The sequence below is a fragment of the Rhodococcus globerulus genome, from assembly GCF_019334125.1.
Classification (GTDB): Bacteria; Actinomycetota; Actinomycetes; order Mycobacteriales; family Mycobacteriaceae; genus Rhodococcus_F; species Rhodococcus_F globerula.
The window spans coordinates 585,430-603,388 of sequence record NZ_CP079698.1; the positions used below are offsets into that span (position 1 = coordinate 585,430).

At 60.7% G+C, this 17,959-nt stretch carries 18 protein-coding genes; 7 read left to right on the forward strand and 11 right to left on the reverse strand.

What is annotated here, in order from left to right:
- Positions 1-26: 26 nt before the first annotated feature.
- Complete coding sequence (locus tag KYT97_RS02685) at positions 27-659, reverse strand: TetR/AcrR family transcriptional regulator (RefSeq protein WP_033236164.1); 633 nt, start codon at positions 657-659, stop codon at positions 27-29.
- A gap of 111 nt (positions 660-770) precedes the next feature.
- On the opposite strand from KYT97_RS02685, the gene KYT97_RS02690 reads away from it, so the two are divergent.
- Entirely contained in the window at positions 771-1,115 is a 345-nt protein-coding gene (locus tag KYT97_RS02690; protein WP_219111706.1) for a zinc ribbon domain-containing protein YjdM, read from the forward strand.
- Positions 1,116-1,124: 9 nt separating this feature from the next.
- Here KYT97_RS02690 and KYT97_RS02695 read toward each other — a convergent pair whose 3' ends face one another.
- The 4 genes from KYT97_RS02695 to ppk2 all read right to left on the reverse strand — a co-directional run bounded on the left by KYT97_RS02695 (position 1,125) and on the right by ppk2 (position 6,869).
- Positions 1,125-1,370 (reverse strand): PLDc N-terminal domain-containing protein, encoded by a 246-nt coding sequence (locus KYT97_RS02695; RefSeq protein WP_033236166.1) that lies wholly within the window; start codon positions 1,368-1,370, stop codon positions 1,125-1,127.
- A 17-nt stretch (positions 1,371-1,387) separates the two neighbouring features.
- Positions 1,388-3,103, reverse strand: coding sequence for a SulP family inorganic anion transporter (locus tag KYT97_RS02700; RefSeq protein WP_116104389.1), 1,716 nt, complete (start codon positions 3,101-3,103; stop codon positions 1,388-1,390).
- 81 nt (positions 3,104-3,184) lie between these two features.
- On the reverse strand, positions 3,185-5,971 hold the full coding sequence (locus tag KYT97_RS02705) for a cation-translocating P-type ATPase (RefSeq protein WP_045067568.1): 2,787 nt from the start codon (positions 5,969-5,971) through the stop codon (positions 3,185-3,187).
- Positions 5,972-6,002: 31 nt separating this feature from the next.
- Entirely contained in the window at positions 6,003-6,869 is an 867-nt protein-coding gene (gene ppk2, locus KYT97_RS02710) for a polyphosphate kinase 2 (protein WP_033236169.1), read from the reverse strand.
- Between the two features lie 190 nt (positions 6,870-7,059).
- Between ppk2 and KYT97_RS02715 the strand changes: the two genes are divergently transcribed.
- Together KYT97_RS02715 and KYT97_RS02720 are read left to right on the forward strand one after the other, a co-directional pair.
- On the forward strand, positions 7,060-7,272 hold the full coding sequence (locus KYT97_RS02715) for a three-helix bundle dimerization domain-containing protein (RefSeq protein WP_033236170.1): 213 nt from the start codon (positions 7,060-7,062) through the stop codon (positions 7,270-7,272).
- A 224-nt stretch (positions 7,273-7,496) separates the two neighbouring features.
- Positions 7,497-7,877, forward strand: coding sequence for an SHOCT domain-containing protein (locus KYT97_RS02720; RefSeq protein WP_033236171.1), 381 nt, complete (start codon positions 7,497-7,499; stop codon positions 7,875-7,877).
- Between the two features lie 325 nt (positions 7,878-8,202).
- On the opposite strand, the gene KYT97_RS02725 is transcribed toward KYT97_RS02720, so the two are convergent.
- Complete coding sequence (locus KYT97_RS02725) at positions 8,203-9,039, reverse strand: CPBP family intramembrane glutamic endopeptidase (protein WP_219111707.1); 837 nt, start codon at positions 9,037-9,039, stop codon at positions 8,203-8,205.
- Positions 9,040-9,151: 112 nt separating this feature from the next.
- Complete coding sequence (locus KYT97_RS02730) at positions 9,152-9,862, reverse strand: methyltransferase domain-containing protein (protein ID WP_219111708.1); 711 nt, start codon at positions 9,860-9,862, stop codon at positions 9,152-9,154.
- 241 nt (positions 9,863-10,103) lie between these two features.
- On the opposite strand from KYT97_RS02730, the gene KYT97_RS02735 reads away from it, so the two are divergent.
- Positions 10,104-10,523 carry a DUF1622 domain-containing protein gene (locus tag KYT97_RS02735; protein WP_033236173.1) on the forward strand — a complete coding sequence of 140 codons (420 nt, stop codon included), beginning with the start codon at positions 10,104-10,106 and terminating at the stop codon, positions 10,521-10,523.
- Positions 10,524-10,572: 49 nt separating this feature from the next.
- Positions 10,573-12,009 carry a DUF2252 domain-containing protein gene (locus KYT97_RS02740; RefSeq protein WP_045067570.1) on the forward strand — a complete coding sequence of 479 codons (1,437 nt, stop codon included), beginning with the start codon at positions 10,573-10,575 and terminating at the stop codon, positions 12,007-12,009.
- Positions 12,010-12,035: 26 nt separating this feature from the next.
- Here the strand turns inward: KYT97_RS02740 and KYT97_RS02745 are convergent, their stop codons facing one another.
- The 4 genes from KYT97_RS02745 to ypfJ form a co-directional block, all read right to left on the reverse strand.
- A complete protein-coding gene (locus KYT97_RS02745) occupies positions 12,036-12,683 on the reverse strand; it encodes a maleylpyruvate isomerase family mycothiol-dependent enzyme (protein WP_095886201.1) in 648 nt (215 codons plus the stop codon).
- The gene (locus KYT97_RS02750) at positions 12,676-13,392 is read right to left on the reverse strand and encodes an SRPBCC family protein (RefSeq protein ID WP_219111709.1); all 717 of its coding nucleotides are present in this window, start codon (positions 13,390-13,392) and stop codon (positions 12,676-12,678) included. Before KYT97_RS02750 ends, KYT97_RS02745 begins: the two co-directional genes overlap by 8 nt.
- Before the next feature lie 2 nt (positions 13,393-13,394).
- Positions 13,395-14,003: a winged helix-turn-helix domain-containing protein gene (locus tag KYT97_RS02755; RefSeq protein ID WP_219111710.1), complete on the reverse strand. Its 609-nt coding sequence runs from the start codon at positions 14,001-14,003 to the stop codon at positions 13,395-13,397.
- Positions 14,004-14,078: 75 nt separating this feature from the next.
- A complete protein-coding gene (gene ypfJ / locus KYT97_RS02760) occupies positions 14,079-14,999 on the reverse strand; it encodes a KPN_02809 family neutral zinc metallopeptidase (RefSeq protein ID WP_219111711.1) in 921 nt (306 codons plus the stop codon).
- 163 nt (positions 15,000-15,162) lie between these two features.
- Between ypfJ and aspS the strand changes: the two genes are divergently transcribed.
- Positions 15,163-16,965, forward strand: a complete 1,803-nt coding sequence (aspS, locus tag KYT97_RS02765; RefSeq protein WP_033236178.1) for an aspartate--tRNA ligase — start codon at positions 15,163-15,165, stop codon at positions 16,963-16,965.
- Between the two features lie 18 nt (positions 16,966-16,983).
- Complete coding sequence (locus KYT97_RS02770; protein ID WP_033236179.1) at positions 16,984-17,949, forward strand: DUF389 domain-containing protein; 966 nt, start codon at positions 16,984-16,986, stop codon at positions 17,947-17,949.
- Positions 17,950-17,959 lie beyond the last annotated feature (10 nt).

Consider the following 17,959-nt stretch of genomic DNA (forward strand, 5'->3'; position numbering starts at 1 on the left):
CCTTGGTGACGAGAGCGGTAGACGAGCTAGTGGGCGGACCGCAGGATGTGGGCCATCAACGTCAATGCGGGATCCACGAGTTCGGCTCGCGGACGATCTCTTTCGCTTTTCTGCCAGGCACGAAACACGTATCGCATCGAGGCTCCGGCGATGATCACGGTGGCGGTGGCCTCATCGGCCGCCGCCATATCGGCGGGTAGTCGACCATGGGTTGGTCGTTCGAGTAGTTCCTCCGTGAGCATCCGGGTGAGCGTGTCCTCGAGTTCGTGGAACGTGGCCAGATGCTGTTGGAGCAAGGTCGGGTGTCGCTCGAACAATTGGCGTCGGTGGACGAGGAGATCGGGTCGTTCGTCCATGATCTTCATCGCTTCGGCGAAGACGGCCAGCGCTCCGTGGAGGGGGTCGTTCGGGTGGGCGTCGAGTAGTTCGGAGATCACCTCTGTGGGCGGGACGACTATCGCGATTCCGCCAATCGCGGCGTCCTTGGTAGGGAAGTAGTTGAAGAATGTGCGGGTGGACAGATCGCAGGCTTCGCAGATTCGTTCCACGGTCACTTCGTCGTAACCCAGTTCCAGCACGAGTTCGACGGCGGTGCGTTCGATCAGTTCGCGTGTCGCAATTCGCTTACGTTCTCGAAGGCCTAGTGTTTCGCTACCCATGCCTTCAATAATTGCACAGAGTGCAAACTTTCATCGAGTGCAAAATATTTCCCAATCGCTGGTTATGAAGTGCAAAAGTCGGACAGACGGCGCGGCGGATAGGCTGATCGCGTGGAAGACACCTTGCCGCCTTGCCCTGAATGTTCCAGTGAGTTCACCTACGAGATGGGTGCGCTCATGGTGTGCCCCGAATGTGCACACGAGTGGTCGACGGATGACTCGGCCGCCGAAGAAGATGGCGTCATCAAGGACGCCGTCGGAAACGTACTCACCGACGGCGACACCGTGACGGTTATCAAGACACTGAAGGTCAAGGGCAGCCCCACCGGCATCAAATCCGGCACGAAGGTGCGAAACATCCGTCTGGTCAAGGGGATCGGTGATCACGACATCGACTGCAAGGTTGACTGTATCGGCCCGATGCAGCTGAAGTCGAGCGTCGTCAAGAAGGTCTGACGAACCCCGTCAACTCCGGGGTGCTCCGCTCGCGATTCGGGATCGCTCGGCCATGCCGTCACTTTTCACGATCACGTACACCAGCCCCGACACGAAGGGCACGAGGAGCAGGAAACACACCCAGAGTGCGCGCATCCACCCCGATGTCTGACGGTCACGGAACAGATCGGCGCTGATCTCGAACAGCAGTACCAGGTAAGACAGCAGCGCGAGAGAGATGACGCCGAGCCAGAAGACCGTCCAGAAAGAATCCATGTCTCGCGCTCCCGGGATCAGTGGTCGGTCGAGTGGTTGGTGTTCCCACTTCGGCTGCGGAATTCGTTGACGGCAGCTTCGATGGTCGGGAAGAAATGCGTCGCGTCGAATCGGTCGCCGACGCCGAATCTGATGAGTTTGTCTTTGATCGGCCCCTTCATCTCGGCAAACGCCAGCCGGATACCTTTGCCTTCGAGGTAGGTGTCGAGGTCGACCAACTCGTCGACTGCGGTGGTGTCGAGGCCGGTAATCGGCTCTGCTGCAATGACTACCCATTCGACGGGCGCCGGCGCATCGGCGACTACGGAGCGTACGTACTCGTCGAAGATCTCACCGTTTGCGAAGAAGAGGGGAGCGTCGAAGCGCACCAGCACCAGGCCGGGAATGCGCTGTCCATCTGGATGTCGTTCGACGTCGTGAAATCCCTGTAGGTGTGCGATCTCCACGAGTTCGGTGCGATGCGGCTGCCAGACTTGCGCTACCACTGCGACAAACGACAGACCGATCGCCACGAGAATGCCCTGGAGTACTCCGACAAGTGCAACGCCGAGGAAGGCTGCGACAGCGAGGCCGAACTCTACGGTGCTCATGCGCCACATCCGGACCATTCCACCCACGTCGATCAGCGCGCAGGCCGCGACGATGACCACGGCTGCGAGTGTTGCATCGGGTAGGTACGCGGTGAGGCCTGGGGCGACGAGGACAAAGACCAGCACGGCGAGCGCGCCGACAACACCTGCCAATTGTGTATGGGCGCCGCTTTGTTCGGCTACAGGTGTTCGTGAGCCGCTCGCCGAGATGGGGAACCCGCCGAACAGTCCACCTGCCACATTGGCGACGCCGATTGCCTTCATTTCGGTGCTGCCGTTCACGTCTTCACCGTGCCGGGCGGCAAAGGTCCGGGAGAGAACGCCGGTGTCGGCAAATGCGATCAGAGCGATACCGGCCGCAGGACCGATCAGGTGCCCGACGTCCTGCCAGCTGACGCCTCCCACGGAGGGCAGAGGGAGACCTTCAGGGAGAGCGCCGACCATTCCGATGTCATCCGTGAGACCGGCCGCGGCGGACAAAATGATTGCGCCGACGACGGCCACCAGGACTCCGGGGACAACGGGGACCCAGAGTCGGAACGCGACGATGACAGCAAGCGACCCGATTCCGACCGCGGCAGCAACGGGGTCGATGTCCCCGCCTGCCACGGACTTTCCGATCTCACCTATTTCGCCGAGCAGTCCGGACGCGTCAACGGAGAACCCCAGCAGTTTGGGAATCTGACCGATAACAACCACAAGCGCAATGGCATTGAGGTAGCCGAGTCGGATGGGTTTCGAGAGCAGCTCGGTGACAAAACCGAGGCGCAGGAACCCCCCGATCAGGAGGATGAGCCCGACGAGGATGGCCAGGACGCCGGCCAGGGCAAGTGCGTTGTCTTCATCGCCGACGATCGCCAGTGGCAGGATCGCGGCGGCGATAAGTGGCGCGAGCGACGAGTCTGGCCCCAGGACAAGGATTTTCGACGGTCCGACGAGTGCGTACGCGAGGAGCGGCACGATGGTGGCGTACAGGCCGGCGTATGCCGGGAGGCCAGCAGCTTCGGCATACCCCATGCCCGCGGGTATCAGCAGGGCTGTGAGGACAAGTCCGGCGGTGATGTCCGTACGCAGCCATTCGCGGTGATACCCCCGGGCCGTTGCGATCCCAGGCAGCCGACCCAGCCCCTTTGTCCACGACATATCGCGATTCCTTCCCGTCGCAGCCACAAAGCTCAGAAATCCGTTGAATCGGTCGCCCGGAGTGGGTACGACGAGTGTGCATCATTGCGCGTGAGCGCGCTGTGGGGCTACCGCAGCGGTGGGGGAGACAATGGTGTGCGACTTCAGGAGGCGTCGGCGTCGGAATGCCTTGTCCAACTCCACGACGATCGGAATGATCAGCGACCACCCGAGGCAGGCGAGCCACTGGCTACCCGTCAATGAGGTGGTCATGAGGAGATCCTGGAGTACTCCGGCCTCGACGGCGAAGACCGTGACGACGGTCGGGATAGCCAAGATCTTGAGCGCGCCGAGCACCGGTGGAATGAGACCGGATTCCGGATCGCGGCGCATGGTCAGGCCGGCGAAGATGGAGCCCAACGACAGCACCACAAACGCCATGGTCATGGGAATATTTGCCTCGGTGGTACTCATCTCGCCTGGGGCGAGCAGCATTGCGGCAAGTGTGACGGCAAACTGCAGAATGCCGTAAGCCAGCCACTGTATGACCGCCCGTCGGTTGGCTATCGGCGTCTTGGGGTCACGGGGTGGTTTCTTCATCAGGTCCGGCGGCGGCGGGTCGAGCATGATGACCGCAACGGGGAACAGGGTGATGAAGAAGTGCTGGAACAGCACCATCAGCGGGGTGAGCGCAACACCTTCGTTGATATTGAAGATGCTCGCGGCCAGGAAGAGCAGAACCAGCGAGAACAATTTCGACATCTGGTAGCGAATGTAGGACACGATCTTGCCGTAGATATTGCGTCCCAAGCTGATTGCGGTGATGAGGGTCCCGAAGTTGTCGTCGGTGAGCACCATCTTGCCCGCCTGTTTTGTCACTTCGCTGCCTGACCCCATGGCGACGCCGATGTCGGCCTTCTTCAGCGCTGCGGCGTCGTTGACCGCGTCACCCGTCATCGCGACAACCGCACCGTTTTTCTGCATGATGTCGACCAGACGCAGTTTGTCCTGCGGGGTCACGCGGCCGAAGACGTGCAGGTTCGGCATTGCGTCCGACAGCTCCTCGTCGGTCATGGCCTGAAGTTCGCCGCCGCCGATCGCCCCTGGTCCCAGTCCGAGTTCGGCTCCGATCGCCGACGCGGTGATCGCGTGATCGCCGGTGATCATGCGGACATGGATGCCCGCCGTGTGGGCAGTGCGCACCGACTCGATCGCTTCCGCGCGAAGGGGATCGATGATGCCGGCCATGCCGACAAACGTGAGGTCCTCGACAAACGACATGGGGTCAGCCCCAACGGCTGATTCCTGCCCGTCGAGTCGTCGAACGGCAAACGCCAGCACCCGGAGACCCTTCTCGGACATAGCCCGGTTCGCGGCAGTCAGTTCTTCGCGGACCTCGTCGATCGGTACAGGTCGGCGGCCGGGCAGGAACGCTGCCCCACACCGAGCCAGGACCACGTCCGGACCGCCCTTGACCAGTTCCACAAATTGGTTGCCGCCGTCCACCTGGAGATGATGGAACGTCGCCATGAACTTGTATGCCGAGTCGAAGGGAACCGTCGCGACCCGCGGGTACGTCTTTCTGGTGAGTGGGGCGTCGACGCCGATCTTTGCCGCGAGAACAACAAGCGCTGCCTCGGTCGGGTCGCCCACAACTTCGCCGGCATCGGAGACTGTGGCGTCGCTGTCCAGGCACAGACCGTAGGCGAGCAGCGTGAAGTCCGGCGGCGCCTCACCCGCGACCTGCGTGATTCTGCCGCTCTTGGCGTAACCCTCGCCCTCGACGATGTACCACCGGCCGTGGACGTACAACGACCGTACGGTCATCTGATTCATCGTCAGTGTGCCGGTCTTATCCGAGTTGATGGCGCTCGTCGCCCCGAGTGTCTCGACGTCGGTGAGGTTTTTCACGACGGCCTTCGCGTCGGCCAGTTGACGAGCTCCATACGCCAACATGGCCTGGACGAAAGTGGGAAGGCCGGTCGGGATTGCGGAAACTCCCATGGCAATACCCAGCAGGAGAAGCGTTGTCAGATCTTGGCCACGGATCACGCCGATAACCACGATGATTGTCACTGCGCCCCACGCGATGATCCCGAGCAGTTTGGTGAGCGAGTCGAGTTCGCGTTGCAACGGCGATTTGCCGGGTGCAACTGCCGACAACATCGACGCGATCTGCCCTATCTGGGTGTGCATCCCGGTTTCGGTGACCACCATGGTGGCGGTACCGCGGGTGACCGAGGTGTTCTGGAACACCAGGTTGCTTCGGTCACCCAGGGGAATGTCTGTGCTGCCCAGCGTCTTCGGATCCTTCGGGATGGGTGCGCTTTCACCGGTCAACGCTGCTTCTTGAGTTTCCAAGGTGGTGGAGGTGAGGAGGCGTCCGTCGGCGGCGACGATATCGCCCGCTTCGAGTTCGACGATATCGCCAGGCACCAACTCAGTAGCGTCGAGCTGGATCAGAGTCCCATCGCGGATTACCCGTGCTTGGGGCGTCTGCATCTTCGCCAGTGCGTCCACGCTGGCGCGGGCCTTCACCTCCTGCCGGGTGCCGAGCACGATGTTGAGTACGACGAGTACCGCAACGACGATGGCCGTGGGGATTTCGCCGATGACGATGCTGACCACAGCTACCGCGACAAGCATCAGATTCATCGGGTCCCTCAACTGCGCCAGCGCTATCGACCACATCGAGGGTGGTGGCGTCGACGCAATTTCGTTGGGCCCGTGCTGACGTCGACGGTCCACCACGTCCTCGGCACTCAGTCCCGACTCCTGATCAGAAGTCAGTGCTGCGAGGACGGATTCGGCACTCTGGGCATGCCAGGGCGTGTTCTCGGCCGGGTCTGTGTGCGCTCGATTCTGCGGCGCGGCTTCCGTGGGGCTCATGTGCCGCACGTCCTTTCCCTGGGCAGGATTTTCAGTAGGGGGTAGGAATCCAGTGCAGCGGTTGCTGGGGTGTCTTGTATCCGTCGGGGCGTTGTCGGTGTGGCAGTTTGATATCGGGATGTTCCAAAGGTTCGTACGGAATCTGACTCAGGATGTGGCTGATGATGTTGAGCCGGCCGCGCTTCTTGTCGTCGTTGACCGCGACATACCAAGGCGCCCATCCGGTGTCGGTATAGCGGAACATCTCGTCGCGGGCCCGTGAATAGTCGTACCAATGGCTGTACGACTTCAGATCGAGGCCTGACAACTTCCAGATTTTCCGCGGGTCGTCGATCCGGCTCTGCAGGCGCAGCATTTGCTGTTCCTCACTCACCTCTAGCCAGTACTTCAACAGAATTACCCCGGATTCCACAATTGCGCGTTCGACTGTCGGGATGAGCTGGAGGAATTCGTGTGCTTGCTCGTTGGTGCAGTAGCCCATGACCCGTTCGACTCCGGCACGGTTGTACCAACTGCGATCGAAGATGACGATCTCGCCGGCTGCGGGTAGATGCGGCACATACCGTTGGATGTACATCTGGGATTTTTCCCGTTCAGTCGGGGCCGGGAGGGCAACAACGCGGAAGACACGAGGGCTCACTCGCTCGGTGATCGCTTTGATCACCCCACCTTTTCCTGCAGTGTCACGGCCCTCGAACACGATGCAGACCTTGGCGCCGGACGATTTGACCCACTCCTGCAATGCAACGAGTTCTGCGTGAACAGGCTTGAGATCACGGCGGTATTCCTTGTACTTCATCGGCTTTTCTGTCACGGCTGAGGAGGGTTCCACGCCGGCAACTCGGGGAGCTTCGAGCTCAGAGTTCTTGTGTTTCTTGTGCTTCGACTTCTTTCCCACGCTCGCTCCTCGACACCCATATTCCGGACAGTGCTTCCACGCAGGACGTTCTTGATCAAACACACCCTTTGCTTGTGTATGCCCCGTGATTGGCAAAGTTATTCCTGGCTTGATCGAATCCCGAATCGTGATGCTTTCGAATCTATTTCGAGTCTTGACGGCAGCTGGCTACCGGACAGACGATTAGCCGATGACCGGCGACGAAGAGTTGCTCCAGGTCGAACAGGTGATTGCACGGCTGATCACCCGCTATCCGACCGTCTCACCCGCAGATATCGAACGAAGCGTGCGGATGATTCACGCACGATTCAAAAGAGGACGGATACGAGCATTCGTCCCGCTCCTCGTTGAAAAGGCGGCGCGAAGTGACATTGCCCGCGCTGCGTCCGAGATCGCTATGTAGTACCCGCTATGTAGTACCTCTGTCATTCATCTGTGGTACGTATTATCGGTACGAATTCTCGGTACGTATTACCAACGGAGATAATGCATTTCGGGAGATGCCGAGTGCCGGTCGGCTAACGGGCGGTTACCGGCGCAGTGGCAACAGTTGATTCACAAGTAGGACGTCATAGGTCGTGACCTGACTTCCTATCCGGAAACACCGACAGTACGGAGTTGGCGAAAATGGAAGGCTTCTGGGAGTTTTTCTGGTTCATGTTTGTCTGTCTCGCATTTGTCGCCTACTTGAGCGTGTTGTTCTCGATCATCACGGATCTGTTCCGAGATCATGAGATGTCAGGCTGGTTCAAGGCGATCTGGATCGTTTTCCTCTTTGTCGTGCCCTTCCTGTCGGCGATGATCTATGTGATCGTCCGGAATGACGGTATGACGCAGCGGTCGATTGCCGCAGCGCAAAAGCAGATGCAGGCACAGGGCGCGTACGTGCGCGAGGTCGCTGGACAATCTTCGGCTGATCAGATCACAGCCGCCAAGGGCCTTCTCGATGCCGGCGCGATCAACGAGGACGAGTTCCGGGCGCTGAAGGCAAAAACCATCATGCAGTGAAGACGTGCTGCAACAGAATCAGAATACGACGACGACGTGTGTTGTGGATGACGTGTGTTGTATTCGCAACAGAATTCGGCCTGGTTCGCTGTCCTCATTCGTCCAGGCGTCAGGTGACAACCTCTGGGGTTCTGGTTACTCTCCGCGCGCGTTCAGTTACGCCTCGATGACATCGAGCGAATCTTCGGCTGAGGCAGGTAGTTTCACCGCTACGAGTACGGGTGGCGCCGAATGGTCGCCCTCCTTCCCGAATATGACGAAGCCGCCGGCACCTTACGGTGTCCGGCGGCTTCACCACATTCAGGATCGGCGAAACGAGGAGCTGTCAGCTTGTCGCGTTCGCGGGCTGTTCTTGGCTGGCTCGCCCTCGGACGAAGAAGATAGCGACGACGGCGAAGAGGACCAGCAGGATTGTGATGAACGTGGCGACGACGGTGGCGCCGCTGGCTCCAGTCACGGAGGTGTCGAGTCCGCCCGTCGAGAGGATCGTTGTGGGGTCGGTGAGGCCATGCAACACGATCGCGGCCCAGATTGTGCCCGTCACGCGCATAGTCAGATACATGCACATCCCGAAACCGAACGTGTAGACAACGGTCGCCAGAACGGTTGACGCTTCCATCCCGGAGATGAAGTTGACCGTGTGCATCAGCGCGAACAGCAGCGACGACACGACCGCGACGAAGCGTTCGCCATGGCCGGCGTCACGCAACATTTTCACCGCAATACCGCGGGTGAGGAGTTCCTCGGCAATGCCAACGCACACCCCGAGGGCAAGTAGCGAGATGATCTCGCCGGCTGACCACGCGCTCCAGTCGGTTCCGGTCAGGTGCGCTGCAATGGCGGCGGCTACGAGAATCGGGCCGATCCACATCCAGCCGCGGCCACGTATAGGTTGCGGGCCGAAAATACTGCGTAGCCAGCCCAGCTTCGCTATGAATATCAGCAGCGCGACAGCACCGATCGCGATAGGCAATGCGAGGCCGAAAATGATGCTCGAGGCGCTTGCGACTACGTTGTCGCTATCGATCTGATCGGAGAAAACGCGGGAGATCACCTGCCCAACGGCGAGGTAGAAAGCTAGATAGACGACGACTATCAACAGCAGCTTCCACAGGGTGGGGCGGCTCCAGAAACCCGATTTTTCGGGAGTTGTATTGGTCACTGACAGATCGTACGGGATCTCCAGGAATTCGCGCGTCAATCGAAATTCGCGCTGAAGCCTCTGTCGACCAGGCCGAGAAAATTGATGTAAGTACCAGATTTATTGTGCCGGATCACGATTCGTGATGGCATACCAGCATGTGGTTGGCGCCTTTCTGGAATTCGTAGTCGACCTCGACGTTACGGCCGGCGATGCCGCGAGCTCGCAGGTCGGACAGCAGCTCGACAAGTTGTGAGTACGGCTCCGCCGATCCAATCGCCACCAACGGAAAGATGCGCAGCTCACCTGAGGTGACGCGCATCAATTCGGTAATTGCGTCGAGGTGGAAGGCGTGGTCGAGGCTGTCGGCGTAGCTGAACAACAGATGGGAGCTGAGCACCAGATCGAAGCTGTCGTCAGGGAATGGCAGTGCGGGCAACCGACCTGGGATGTAGTGACCGGGGTGTTGCCGAATATGAGCTGCGAACTGTTGGGCGGCGTGCTGCCTGACATGTTGGTGTTCATCGGGATCAGCGAAGAAAGTCCACTCGTACTCTTCTGCGTGGGCGCGGACATATCGATTGCCTCGCTCCGTCTCCGATGTGGCAATAGTAGCGAGATTGTCGGGGCTGTTTCCGAAATAGGCTGCATCGCATGCAGTTACGTTGCCGCCGAGGTTACTCACCGCACTGGTGAAATCCGCGGCACCGCTGGGGCAGTCGAGGATTCGCCCGGACAGATCATCGTCGGTGAGGGCGAACATCGCCCGGTATTCGGCAAGCGAACGAGAACTGATCAGCATCTTGCCGATCCCGTCGACGCGGTTGTCATTTTCAAAGGTCATGCGTGGTCCTCACAGTAGGGGGCACCTCACTGCGTCAACCGGGATAGATGTAGGCAACGATCGTCGGCCGCGCGCGAGGCGGCCGGAAATTGCACAGTTCAAGGCCGCAGTGAATGCGGCCACCAGAGCTGTACGAAAGTCGTCACCGGCCAATTACAGCACACGATCTAGTGGTGGGTTGGTTGGAGAGAACCGGCGCGCTTGCTCGACTTCTGAGCGATATACCTCGAGAATCAACACCATGGACACCGTGAAGTTCTTCGAGTGGGTCACCGAATTGTTCGAAGTACTCGGTGTTGTCGCGATGGTTTTCGGGTTTGTATTCGCCTTTGGCATTGCCGGCCGGTCGTGGTTCCGTACTCGCAACGGTAGTGCCGCGTTCAAGACTCTCCGCGAAACCCTCGGCGCCGTCATTCTTCTCGGGCTGGAGATTCTGGTTGCTGCGGATCTCGTCAAAACCGTGACGTCGTCGCCGTCCCTGACAGATGCTGCAGTTCTCGGAATGATCGTCTTGATTCGAACCGTTCTGAGCCTGTCGATTCAGATTGAGATCGACGGGGTACTTCCATGGCGCAAGGCGTTGGTGTCGAGTCCCCAATTGCTGGCCCGCGCAGCACGCGGATCAGGTGGGGACGCGACGTCCGACGCCTCGCAGCCGTAGCAAGGGCCGTCGACTCCGCAGGCCCACCGAGGACTGAAAGGTCGGGCAGATGACTGCAGTACCGGTTGACAAGGTTGCGCCAGCTGACAAGGCAGTTCCTGCGCAGCACCCCACCGTTGACGAGCGGAGGGAAGATGGTCGGCAGGCTCGCCGAGATACGCCGCTCGCGATGCTGGCCGAACTTGCCGACAGCGACCGCGACCCGATTTCACTCCTGGAATCTCAGGCCGAAGCGCGGGTGCCTGAATTGGTGCCGATTCGTTACGGCCGCATGTCTGCGTCGCGTTTCTCGTTCTTTCGTGGCGCGGCCCTGGTTATGTGCGACGACCTTTCACGCAATCGCAATTCCGACATGAATACCCAACTGTGCGGAGATGCGCATCTGAGTAATTTCGGGGTCTACGCCACGCCGGAGCGCAAACTTGCATTCGATATCAACGATTTCGACGAGACCTACCCAGGTCCATTCGAATGGGACGTCAAACGCTTGGCTGCGAGTTTGGCGATAGCGGGTAAGGACAACGGCTATTCGGGTAAGGAACGAAGGAAGATAACTGTTGGTTGTGCCGCCGAATATCGGGAAACGATGATTCGCCAGGCGGAATTGGGAAACCTTGCGGTGTGGTATTCGCACATCGAACCAGAGGACGGCCTCGAAGAACTGAGTATTCAGATCAAGAAACGAATGCTTGAACGGGCGCGTTCCACTCTCGATAAGGCACGCCGACGGGACAGCGTTCAAGCCGCGTCGAAATTCACCGAGATTGTCGATGGCAGAAGGCGATTCATCAGTGATCCACCGTTGATCGTGCCGGTCGAGGAGCTATACGACGGGCGGGATCTCGAGGATGTCGAGGAGGTGCTCCACGGACGAATTCGTTCGTACCGCAGCACCCTTCAGTGGGATCGCCGCGTGCTGCTACAGAGCTTCGAGATGATGCACATCGCGCGCAAGGTGGTCGGCGTCGGCAGTGTCGGCACGAGAGCCTGGATGATCTTGATGAAGGGACGCGACGCCGATGATCCACTGATCCTGCAGGTGAAGCAGGCGTTGCCGTCGGTGTTGTCCGGCTATGTGAACGGCCCGATATTCCGCAATGAGGGGGAGCGGGTGGTGAATGGTCAGCGGCTGATGCAGGCCAGCAGCGATATCTTTCTCGGTTGGGAGCGAGGGCCAGGTCCGGACGAGCTCGAGCATGACTTCTACATCCGTCAACTTCGCGACGGCAAGGGCTCAGCGGTGATCGAAGGCATGAAACCCGAAGGCATGGAAGCGTACGGCCGCTTATGCGCGCGGGTTCTGGCCTATGCACACGCTCGTTCGGGCGACCGCATTGCGATTGCCGAATATCTTGGCGAGGGAACGGAATTCGATCTCGCGATCAGTGAGTTTGCAGCGGCGTACACCAAACGAAATGCTCGTGATCATGCCGCACTTATGACAGCGATCGACACGGGACGGGTGACCGCACAGACCGGAATCTGACCCGCCCAGGAATTGCTGGAGGGCCGTCAGGTTGTGCAACGCTCTCGCATCGTCGCAGCACCGGGCCCGGTGAGATCGTCGCAGTACACGCGCCGACCAGCCATGGCCATGGTGAGAGCCAAGGTCGTGCCGCTGACGAGTGGACCGTCTCCAGTCGAGAATGGCCCGTCGGTCGCTTCGACGCGAAGACCTTTGATCGTGCTGCGACTGGGCACAGTGAAGTCCCGTCGAGCGTAGAAACGAGCAACTTCGGTGAGCGTCTCGACGGCTGGAATGTACGAGAGACCGAGCGGACGCCGGATGTCCTGGGCGTGGACTACCACCTCGCCGAGCCACGCCACAGTGGGCCCTGGCGCCGAGGTTCTGCTGGTGATCACCCGTCGGAACCGATCGAGGGTCTCGTCCGGGGTCGCGCCTCGGTACTCGGCGAGGCGCCGGTCGTTGTGTAGGTCGAAGTCGAACCGTGTGCCCAGGACACTGACAAGCCAACGAAGTGCACCGACGCTCGCAGCCGCTGTGAGATGCGCGACGACGTCCTCGACAGTCCACCGCCCGCACAACGACTGCTGATTCCACTGTGCCTGATTCAGACCGACAAGCTCACCGAGCAGAGCGGTGCGCTCGGTTTCGACAGCAGACCACAGGGCGCTTCTCTGCATATCGCGCTTAGGCATAGACGCCGTCCAACCAGCCTTTCCAGCCTGCGCTGGCTGCTTCGCCGTCAGCGCCTGCTGCAAACAGGTGGTGTGCCACATCGACATTGCCGCCGAAGGCATTTCGGCCGTAGAACCGAAGTAGCGCGTCGTCGGTACGCAGTCCGACAAACCAGTCGTTGAGGTAGTCGACCACAGCAGTGATCGTGCCGAAGCCGGGAACGTCGAAAGTCACGGTGTCGTCGACGGCGGTGTCGGATCCGATTCCGAGTGCGCTGCGCAGAGTTGCCATCGCTGCGGGTGTGCCGGATGCTTCCGGACCTTCGGCGCTCACGTAGGTGGCGCTCTGCCCGGCGAAGTAGCGCACGTACTGGCCAAGGCTGTGGAGGTAGAAGTCTGTGTGCTTGCTTGCCCCGTCGTACCGGTTGTCCCAGTCGTCGGCAAAGACGCCGGCATGGACGTAGCGCACGACGGCCGTGCTGTTGTCGCGGGCTTCCACGAGGTATTCGAGGTGATTGAACCAGCCATCGGGGCCGTCCATGTGGATGCCGAGTTCGGTGGGCGGTTCCCAGGTAGCGATGACGGGACTGTCGGGGCGCGAGCCGTCGGCCGGAATCTCGAGAGGCGATGGGAACATCCATCCGGCAGTCTCGGCGGAGATGGCGGCCCAGATCTGCTCCGGGGTTCCGGGTACAACAACTTCGCGGCGGATTTCGAACTTCTTCGACATGGCTAGTTCTCCGATTCGGGTGAGTGTGTGGACGGTTTCAGGCTTGGGTGAAGCGCTACGACGAGGCGGTGCGGGCGGCCGTTCGCGGTGTTGCCGTCGTGGTATTTGGCAACCAGTCCGTTGACTGCCTCGCCGAGTTCGCGGGCGAAGTCCGCTCGGTCGGAGGCTGTCGCGAATGTGATGTCACTGTCGATGGCATAGGAAGCGAGGGGCTTTCCGGCGGCGGTTGCTCCGGCGATCAACTCGCCGACCTCTCGGACGACCCGCGCTGCCACCGCGACGAGCCATCGCGCCGAGAGTTGGTCTGGGAACTTCCGTGGATCCGGAGCCAGCGCGGACATCGCGGCGGGGGAGATGACGTACGACGCGGCACTTGCCTGCATGACTCGTTCGGTCATGTTTCCGCGTTTGCGTTCTTCGACGAGATGAACGAGCCCGTGTTCTTCCAGGGTTCGCAGGTGGTAGTTGACCTTTTGGCGGGTCAGTCCGACGAGGGGTGCCAGCGCAGCAGCCGACGACGGGTTCACAAGCGCGGCGAGGATTTGCTGCCGAACCGGGTCGAGTGACGCTTCCGCGACAGCAGGTTTGTCTATGACTGCGACTTCCAACATGAGAAAACCATCCCACCGACAGAATTACTTGTCAAGACAAAATAATTTGTCGGTGGGATTGTTGTTGGGCAAGCTCTACTTGCTCAGCGCCGCGGGATTGTTCAAATCACGCGCCGAGTAGGTGTCGCATGCAGACACCTGGCCGGTCTTGTATCCGGCTGCAAACCACAACTGCCGCTGTTGGGATGAACCGTGAGTCCAGCCTTCGGGGTTGACCCGCCCGCTGGTCGACTGTTGGATCCGGTCATCGCCGACCGACGATGCGGCCGACAGTGCATCGCGGATATCGTTCTGCGACAGCGACTTCAGGAATGGTTGGCCGGTCGCTTCGTCGGGGATGGTGTCGGCGTAATGTGCCCACACGCCGGCGTAGCAGTCTGCCTGCAGTTCGGTGCGCACAGCGCCTGACTCTGCGCCCTGCGGGTCGGCCTGCGCGCGGCTGATATCCCCGAGTTGATTCTGGATGTGGTGACCGAATTCATGGGCAACGACGTACTCCTGCGCCAAGGGGCCGGCGCTTGATCCGAATCGGTCGACCAGCAATTGGAAGAAGCTTGTGTCGAAGTACGCGGTCTGATCGGCGGGGCAGTAGAACGGACCGACTTCGCTGGTTGCCTGACCGCAGCCCGTACTGACCGATCCACTGAACAGGACGACCTCGGGGCGGACGTACGCCGTCCCGGTTTGTTTGATCAGTTGCGCTTCCCAGACGTCGTCGAGGCTACCGACGGTAAGTGTGACGCGGCAGTTGACGTCGTTGTTGGCATCGGTACCGGTGCAGTCGTCGACCGAGCTGAGCCCGCTCGCGGAACTCGATGTTTCGGTGGAGGTGCCCAGTAGCGAACCGGGATCTCCGCCGAACAGAAGCGCAAGAATGAGCACGATGATGCCGCCTGCGCCGCCGCCGATTGCCACCTTGCTGCCCCGGCTTCCGCCCCCGCCGCCTTGAACCTGAACGCGTCCCGCTTCACCACGGGCCCCCTCGTTGAAGGTCATCTATGTCCGCTTTCTGCTGTCGTGAACAAGTGCTTGCCGTCACTTCTGGTGGATAGCTTCGCATGCGAGGCGGGTGCGCGTTTCCGGTCTGGGCTGTTCGCTCCGTAGGATCGCAGGCAAAGTAGTCGGTCGTCGGTTATTGAAGTTGTTCGAAAGGAATCCCGTGCTGCGCACACATCTCGCCGGTTCATTGCGACCCGAGCAGGCAGGGCAGACCGTAACGCTCACCGGTTGGGTAGCCAGGCGTCGTGATCACGGCGGAGTGATCTTCATCGATCTCCGTGATGCATCCGGTGTTTCGCAGGTAGTTTTCCGGGCAGGTGACGTCGCCGAGCAGGCGCACCGTCTGCGCGCGGAATACTGCGTTCGCGTGACCGGTGTCGTCGAGGTCCGCCCCGAGGGAAACCAGAACTTCGAGATCCCCACCGGCGCAATCGAGGTCAACGCCACCGAGCTCGAGGTGCTCAACGAGAGTGCTCCGCTGCCGTTCCAGCTCGACGATCAGGTCGGCGAGGAAGCGCGTCTGAAGTACCGCTACCTCGACTTGCGTCGTGAAGGACCCGGACACGCAATTCGCTTGCGCTCCAAGGTGAATGCCGCTGCGCGTGGCGTCCTCGCGCACCACCAGTTCGTCGAGGTCGAGACCCCGACACTCACGCGTTCCACCCCTGAAGGTGCCCGCGACTTCCTGGTTCCGGCGCGTTTGCAGCCCGGTAGCTTCTACGCTCTGCCGCAGAGCCCCCAGCTCTTCAAGCAGCTCCTCATGGTGGGTGGCATCGAGCGCTACTACCAGATCGCGCGCTGCTACCGCGATGAGGATTTCCGCGCCGATCGCCAGCCGGAGTTCACTCAGCTCGACATCGAGATGGCGTTCGTCAACCAGGACGACGTCATGCTGTTGGCCGAGGAAGTCCTGACCGCGTTGTGGAAGCTCGTCGGCCACGAGATCAAGACGCCGATCGCGCGCATGACCTACAACGAGTCGATGCGTCGTTACGGCAGCGACAAGCCCGACCTGCGTTTCGACATCGAACTCGTCGAGTGCATGAAGTTCTTCAAGGACACCACGTTCCGCGTGTTCCAGGCCGAGTACGTCGGCGCTGTTGTCATGCCGGGTGGCGCAAGCCAGCCGCGTAAGCAGCTCGACGCGTGGCAGGAATGGGCCAAGCAGCGCGGCGCCAAGGGACTTGCCTACGTGCTGGTCGGCGAAGACGGAACGCTCGGCGGACCGGTTGCCAAGAACCTCACCGACGCCGAGCGCGAGGGTCTGGCCGCTCACGTCGGCGCACAGCCAGGTGACTGCATCTTCTTCGCGGCGGGTGCAACCAAGCCGATGCGCGCGCTTCTCGGTGCTGCCCGCGGCGAGATCGCCCGCAAGAAGGATCTCATCGACCCCAAGGCCTGGGCCTTCGTCTGGATCGTCGACGCTCCGATGTTCGAGCCCGCCGCCGACGCCACCGCGTCCGGTGACGTTGCTCTCGGCCATTCGGCATGGACCGCGGTGCACCACGCGTTCACCTCGCCCAAGCCCGAGTTCTTCGACACGTTCGACACCGATCCCGGAACCGCTCTCGCCTACGCCTACGACATCGTCTGCAACGGCAACGAAATCGGCGGCGGCAGTATCCGTATCCACCGCAAGGACATTCAGGAACGAGTGTTCAAGGTGATGGGTATTTCCGAGGAAGAGGCGCAGGACAAGTTCGGATTCCTGCTCGACGCCTTTGCCTTCGGCGCACCCCCGCACGGCGGAATCGCCTTCGGTTGGGACCGCATCACCGCGCTCCTCGCCGGCATGGATTCCATTCGTGAGGTCATCGCGTTCCCGAAGTCGGGTGGCGGTGTCGATCCGCTGACGGACGCACCTACCCCGATCACGGCGCAGCAGCGTAAGGAATCCGGCGTCGATGCGAAGCCGGAGAAGAAGGCTGACGCTGCCGGTGGCGACACCGCAGACGGCAAGTAGAACCGACCCCAGATCGCCATGCTGCACCTGAGGGTGATCTGCCCGCCCGAGCGCACCGAGGAAGTTCTCGGTGCGCTCGAGGCGGAATGCGGGGCTACCCACATTGTGGTGTCGCGTGGCATTGCCATCGATCCGCGCGGCGATGTCGTGCAGGCCGATGTTGCCCGTGAGTCTGCGAACGACGTCATAGTCGCGATGCAGGATCTCGGCATCCCCGAGCACGGCGCGGTGACGCTGGTTCCCGTGGAGACAGTGTTGTCGGCCGCGGCACGCAAAGCAGAACACGATGCACCTGGTGACGGCGCCGAGACTGTGGTCTGGGAAGAACTGTTGTCCCGGACTCGGGAGGAATCGACTCTCAATGGATTGTTTGTCGCTTTCCTGACTATCGCCTGCCTCCTGGCCGCAATCGGTGTAGTCACGGATTCACCGGTCACCATCGTCGGAGCGATGGTTGTGGGGCCGGAATTCGGCCCGCTGGCCGCGCTCTCGGTTGCCCTGGTTCGACGTGATCGAAAGCTACGTAGACGTTCGATTCTTGCGTTGGTCGTCGCGTTCCCGGTGGCGATGGGTATCACTCTGCTCGCCACCTTTGTGGTGAAGTTCTTCGACTGGATGGACGTCACCACCCTCGAATCACTGCATCAAGTCGACTTCATCTACAAAGTGGGACCGATCTCGTTTGTTGTCGCCCTCCTGGCCGGTTCTGCGGGCATGTTGGCCTTGATATCGGCGAAATCCGCCGCACTGGTCGGCGTGTTCATATCAGTGACTACAGTCCCGGCGGCCGGTTTCGCAGTAGTTGCTGCGGCTAACGGTGAATGGCGTATCGCCGGGCTGTCGTCGCTTCAGCTCGCCGTCAACATGCTGGGAATTGTCACCGCTTGCACACTCGTATTGTGGTTCAAGACCCGAGCCGATGAAGAGTTTGCTGCAGCGCTGAAAGGCATTTCAGGTTTGATCGGCGACGAGAAAGCGCGCTGACAGTAGAGAG

Excerpts from the sequence above, each read along its gene's own strand:
- KYT97_RS02715 (WP_033236170.1), top strand. The coding sequence starts at position 7,060 with ATGACCGGCGACGAAGAGTTGCTCCAGGTCGAACAGGTGATTGCACGG.
- KYT97_RS02735 (WP_033236173.1), top strand. The coding sequence starts at position 10,104 with ATGGACACCGTGAAGTTCTTCGAGTGGGTCACCGAATTGTTCGAAGTA.
- KYT97_RS02695 (WP_033236166.1), bottom strand. The coding sequence starts at position 1,370 with ATGGATTCTTTCTGGACGGTCTTCTGGCTCGGCGTCATCTCTCTCGCG.
- KYT97_RS02720 (WP_033236171.1), top strand. The coding sequence starts at position 7,497 with ATGGAAGGCTTCTGGGAGTTTTTCTGGTTCATGTTTGTCTGTCTCGCA.
- KYT97_RS02705 (WP_045067568.1), bottom strand. The coding sequence starts at position 5,971 with ATGAGCCCCACGGAAGCCGCGCCGCAGAATCGAGCGCACACAGACCCG.
- KYT97_RS02730 (WP_219111708.1), bottom strand. The coding sequence starts at position 9,862 with ATGACCTTTGAAAATGACAACCGCGTCGACGGGATCGGCAAGATGCTG.
- KYT97_RS02685 (WP_033236164.1), bottom strand. The coding sequence starts at position 659 with ATGGGTAGCGAAACACTAGGCCTTCGAGAACGTAAGCGAATTGCGACA.
- KYT97_RS02740 (WP_045067570.1), top strand. The coding sequence starts at position 10,573 with ATGACTGCAGTACCGGTTGACAAGGTTGCGCCAGCTGACAAGGCAGTT.
- KYT97_RS02700 (WP_116104389.1), bottom strand. The coding sequence starts at position 3,103 with ATGTCGTGGACAAAGGGGCTGGGTCGGCTGCCTGGGATCGCAACGGCC.
- ypfJ (WP_219111711.1), bottom strand. The coding sequence starts at position 14,999 with ATGACCTTCAACGAGGGGGCCCGTGGTGAAGCGGGACGCGTTCAGGTT.
- KYT97_RS02750 (WP_219111709.1), bottom strand. The coding sequence starts at position 13,392 with ATGTCGAAGAAGTTCGAAATCCGCCGCGAAGTTGTTGTACCCGGAACC.
- KYT97_RS02755 (WP_219111710.1), bottom strand. The coding sequence starts at position 14,003 with ATGTTGGAAGTCGCAGTCATAGACAAACCTGCTGTCGCGGAAGCGTCA.
- KYT97_RS02770 (WP_033236179.1), top strand. The coding sequence starts at position 16,984 with ATGCTGCACCTGAGGGTGATCTGCCCGCCCGAGCGCACCGAGGAAGTT.
- KYT97_RS02745 (WP_095886201.1), bottom strand. The coding sequence starts at position 12,683 with ATGCCTAAGCGCGATATGCAGAGAAGCGCCCTGTGGTCTGCTGTCGAA.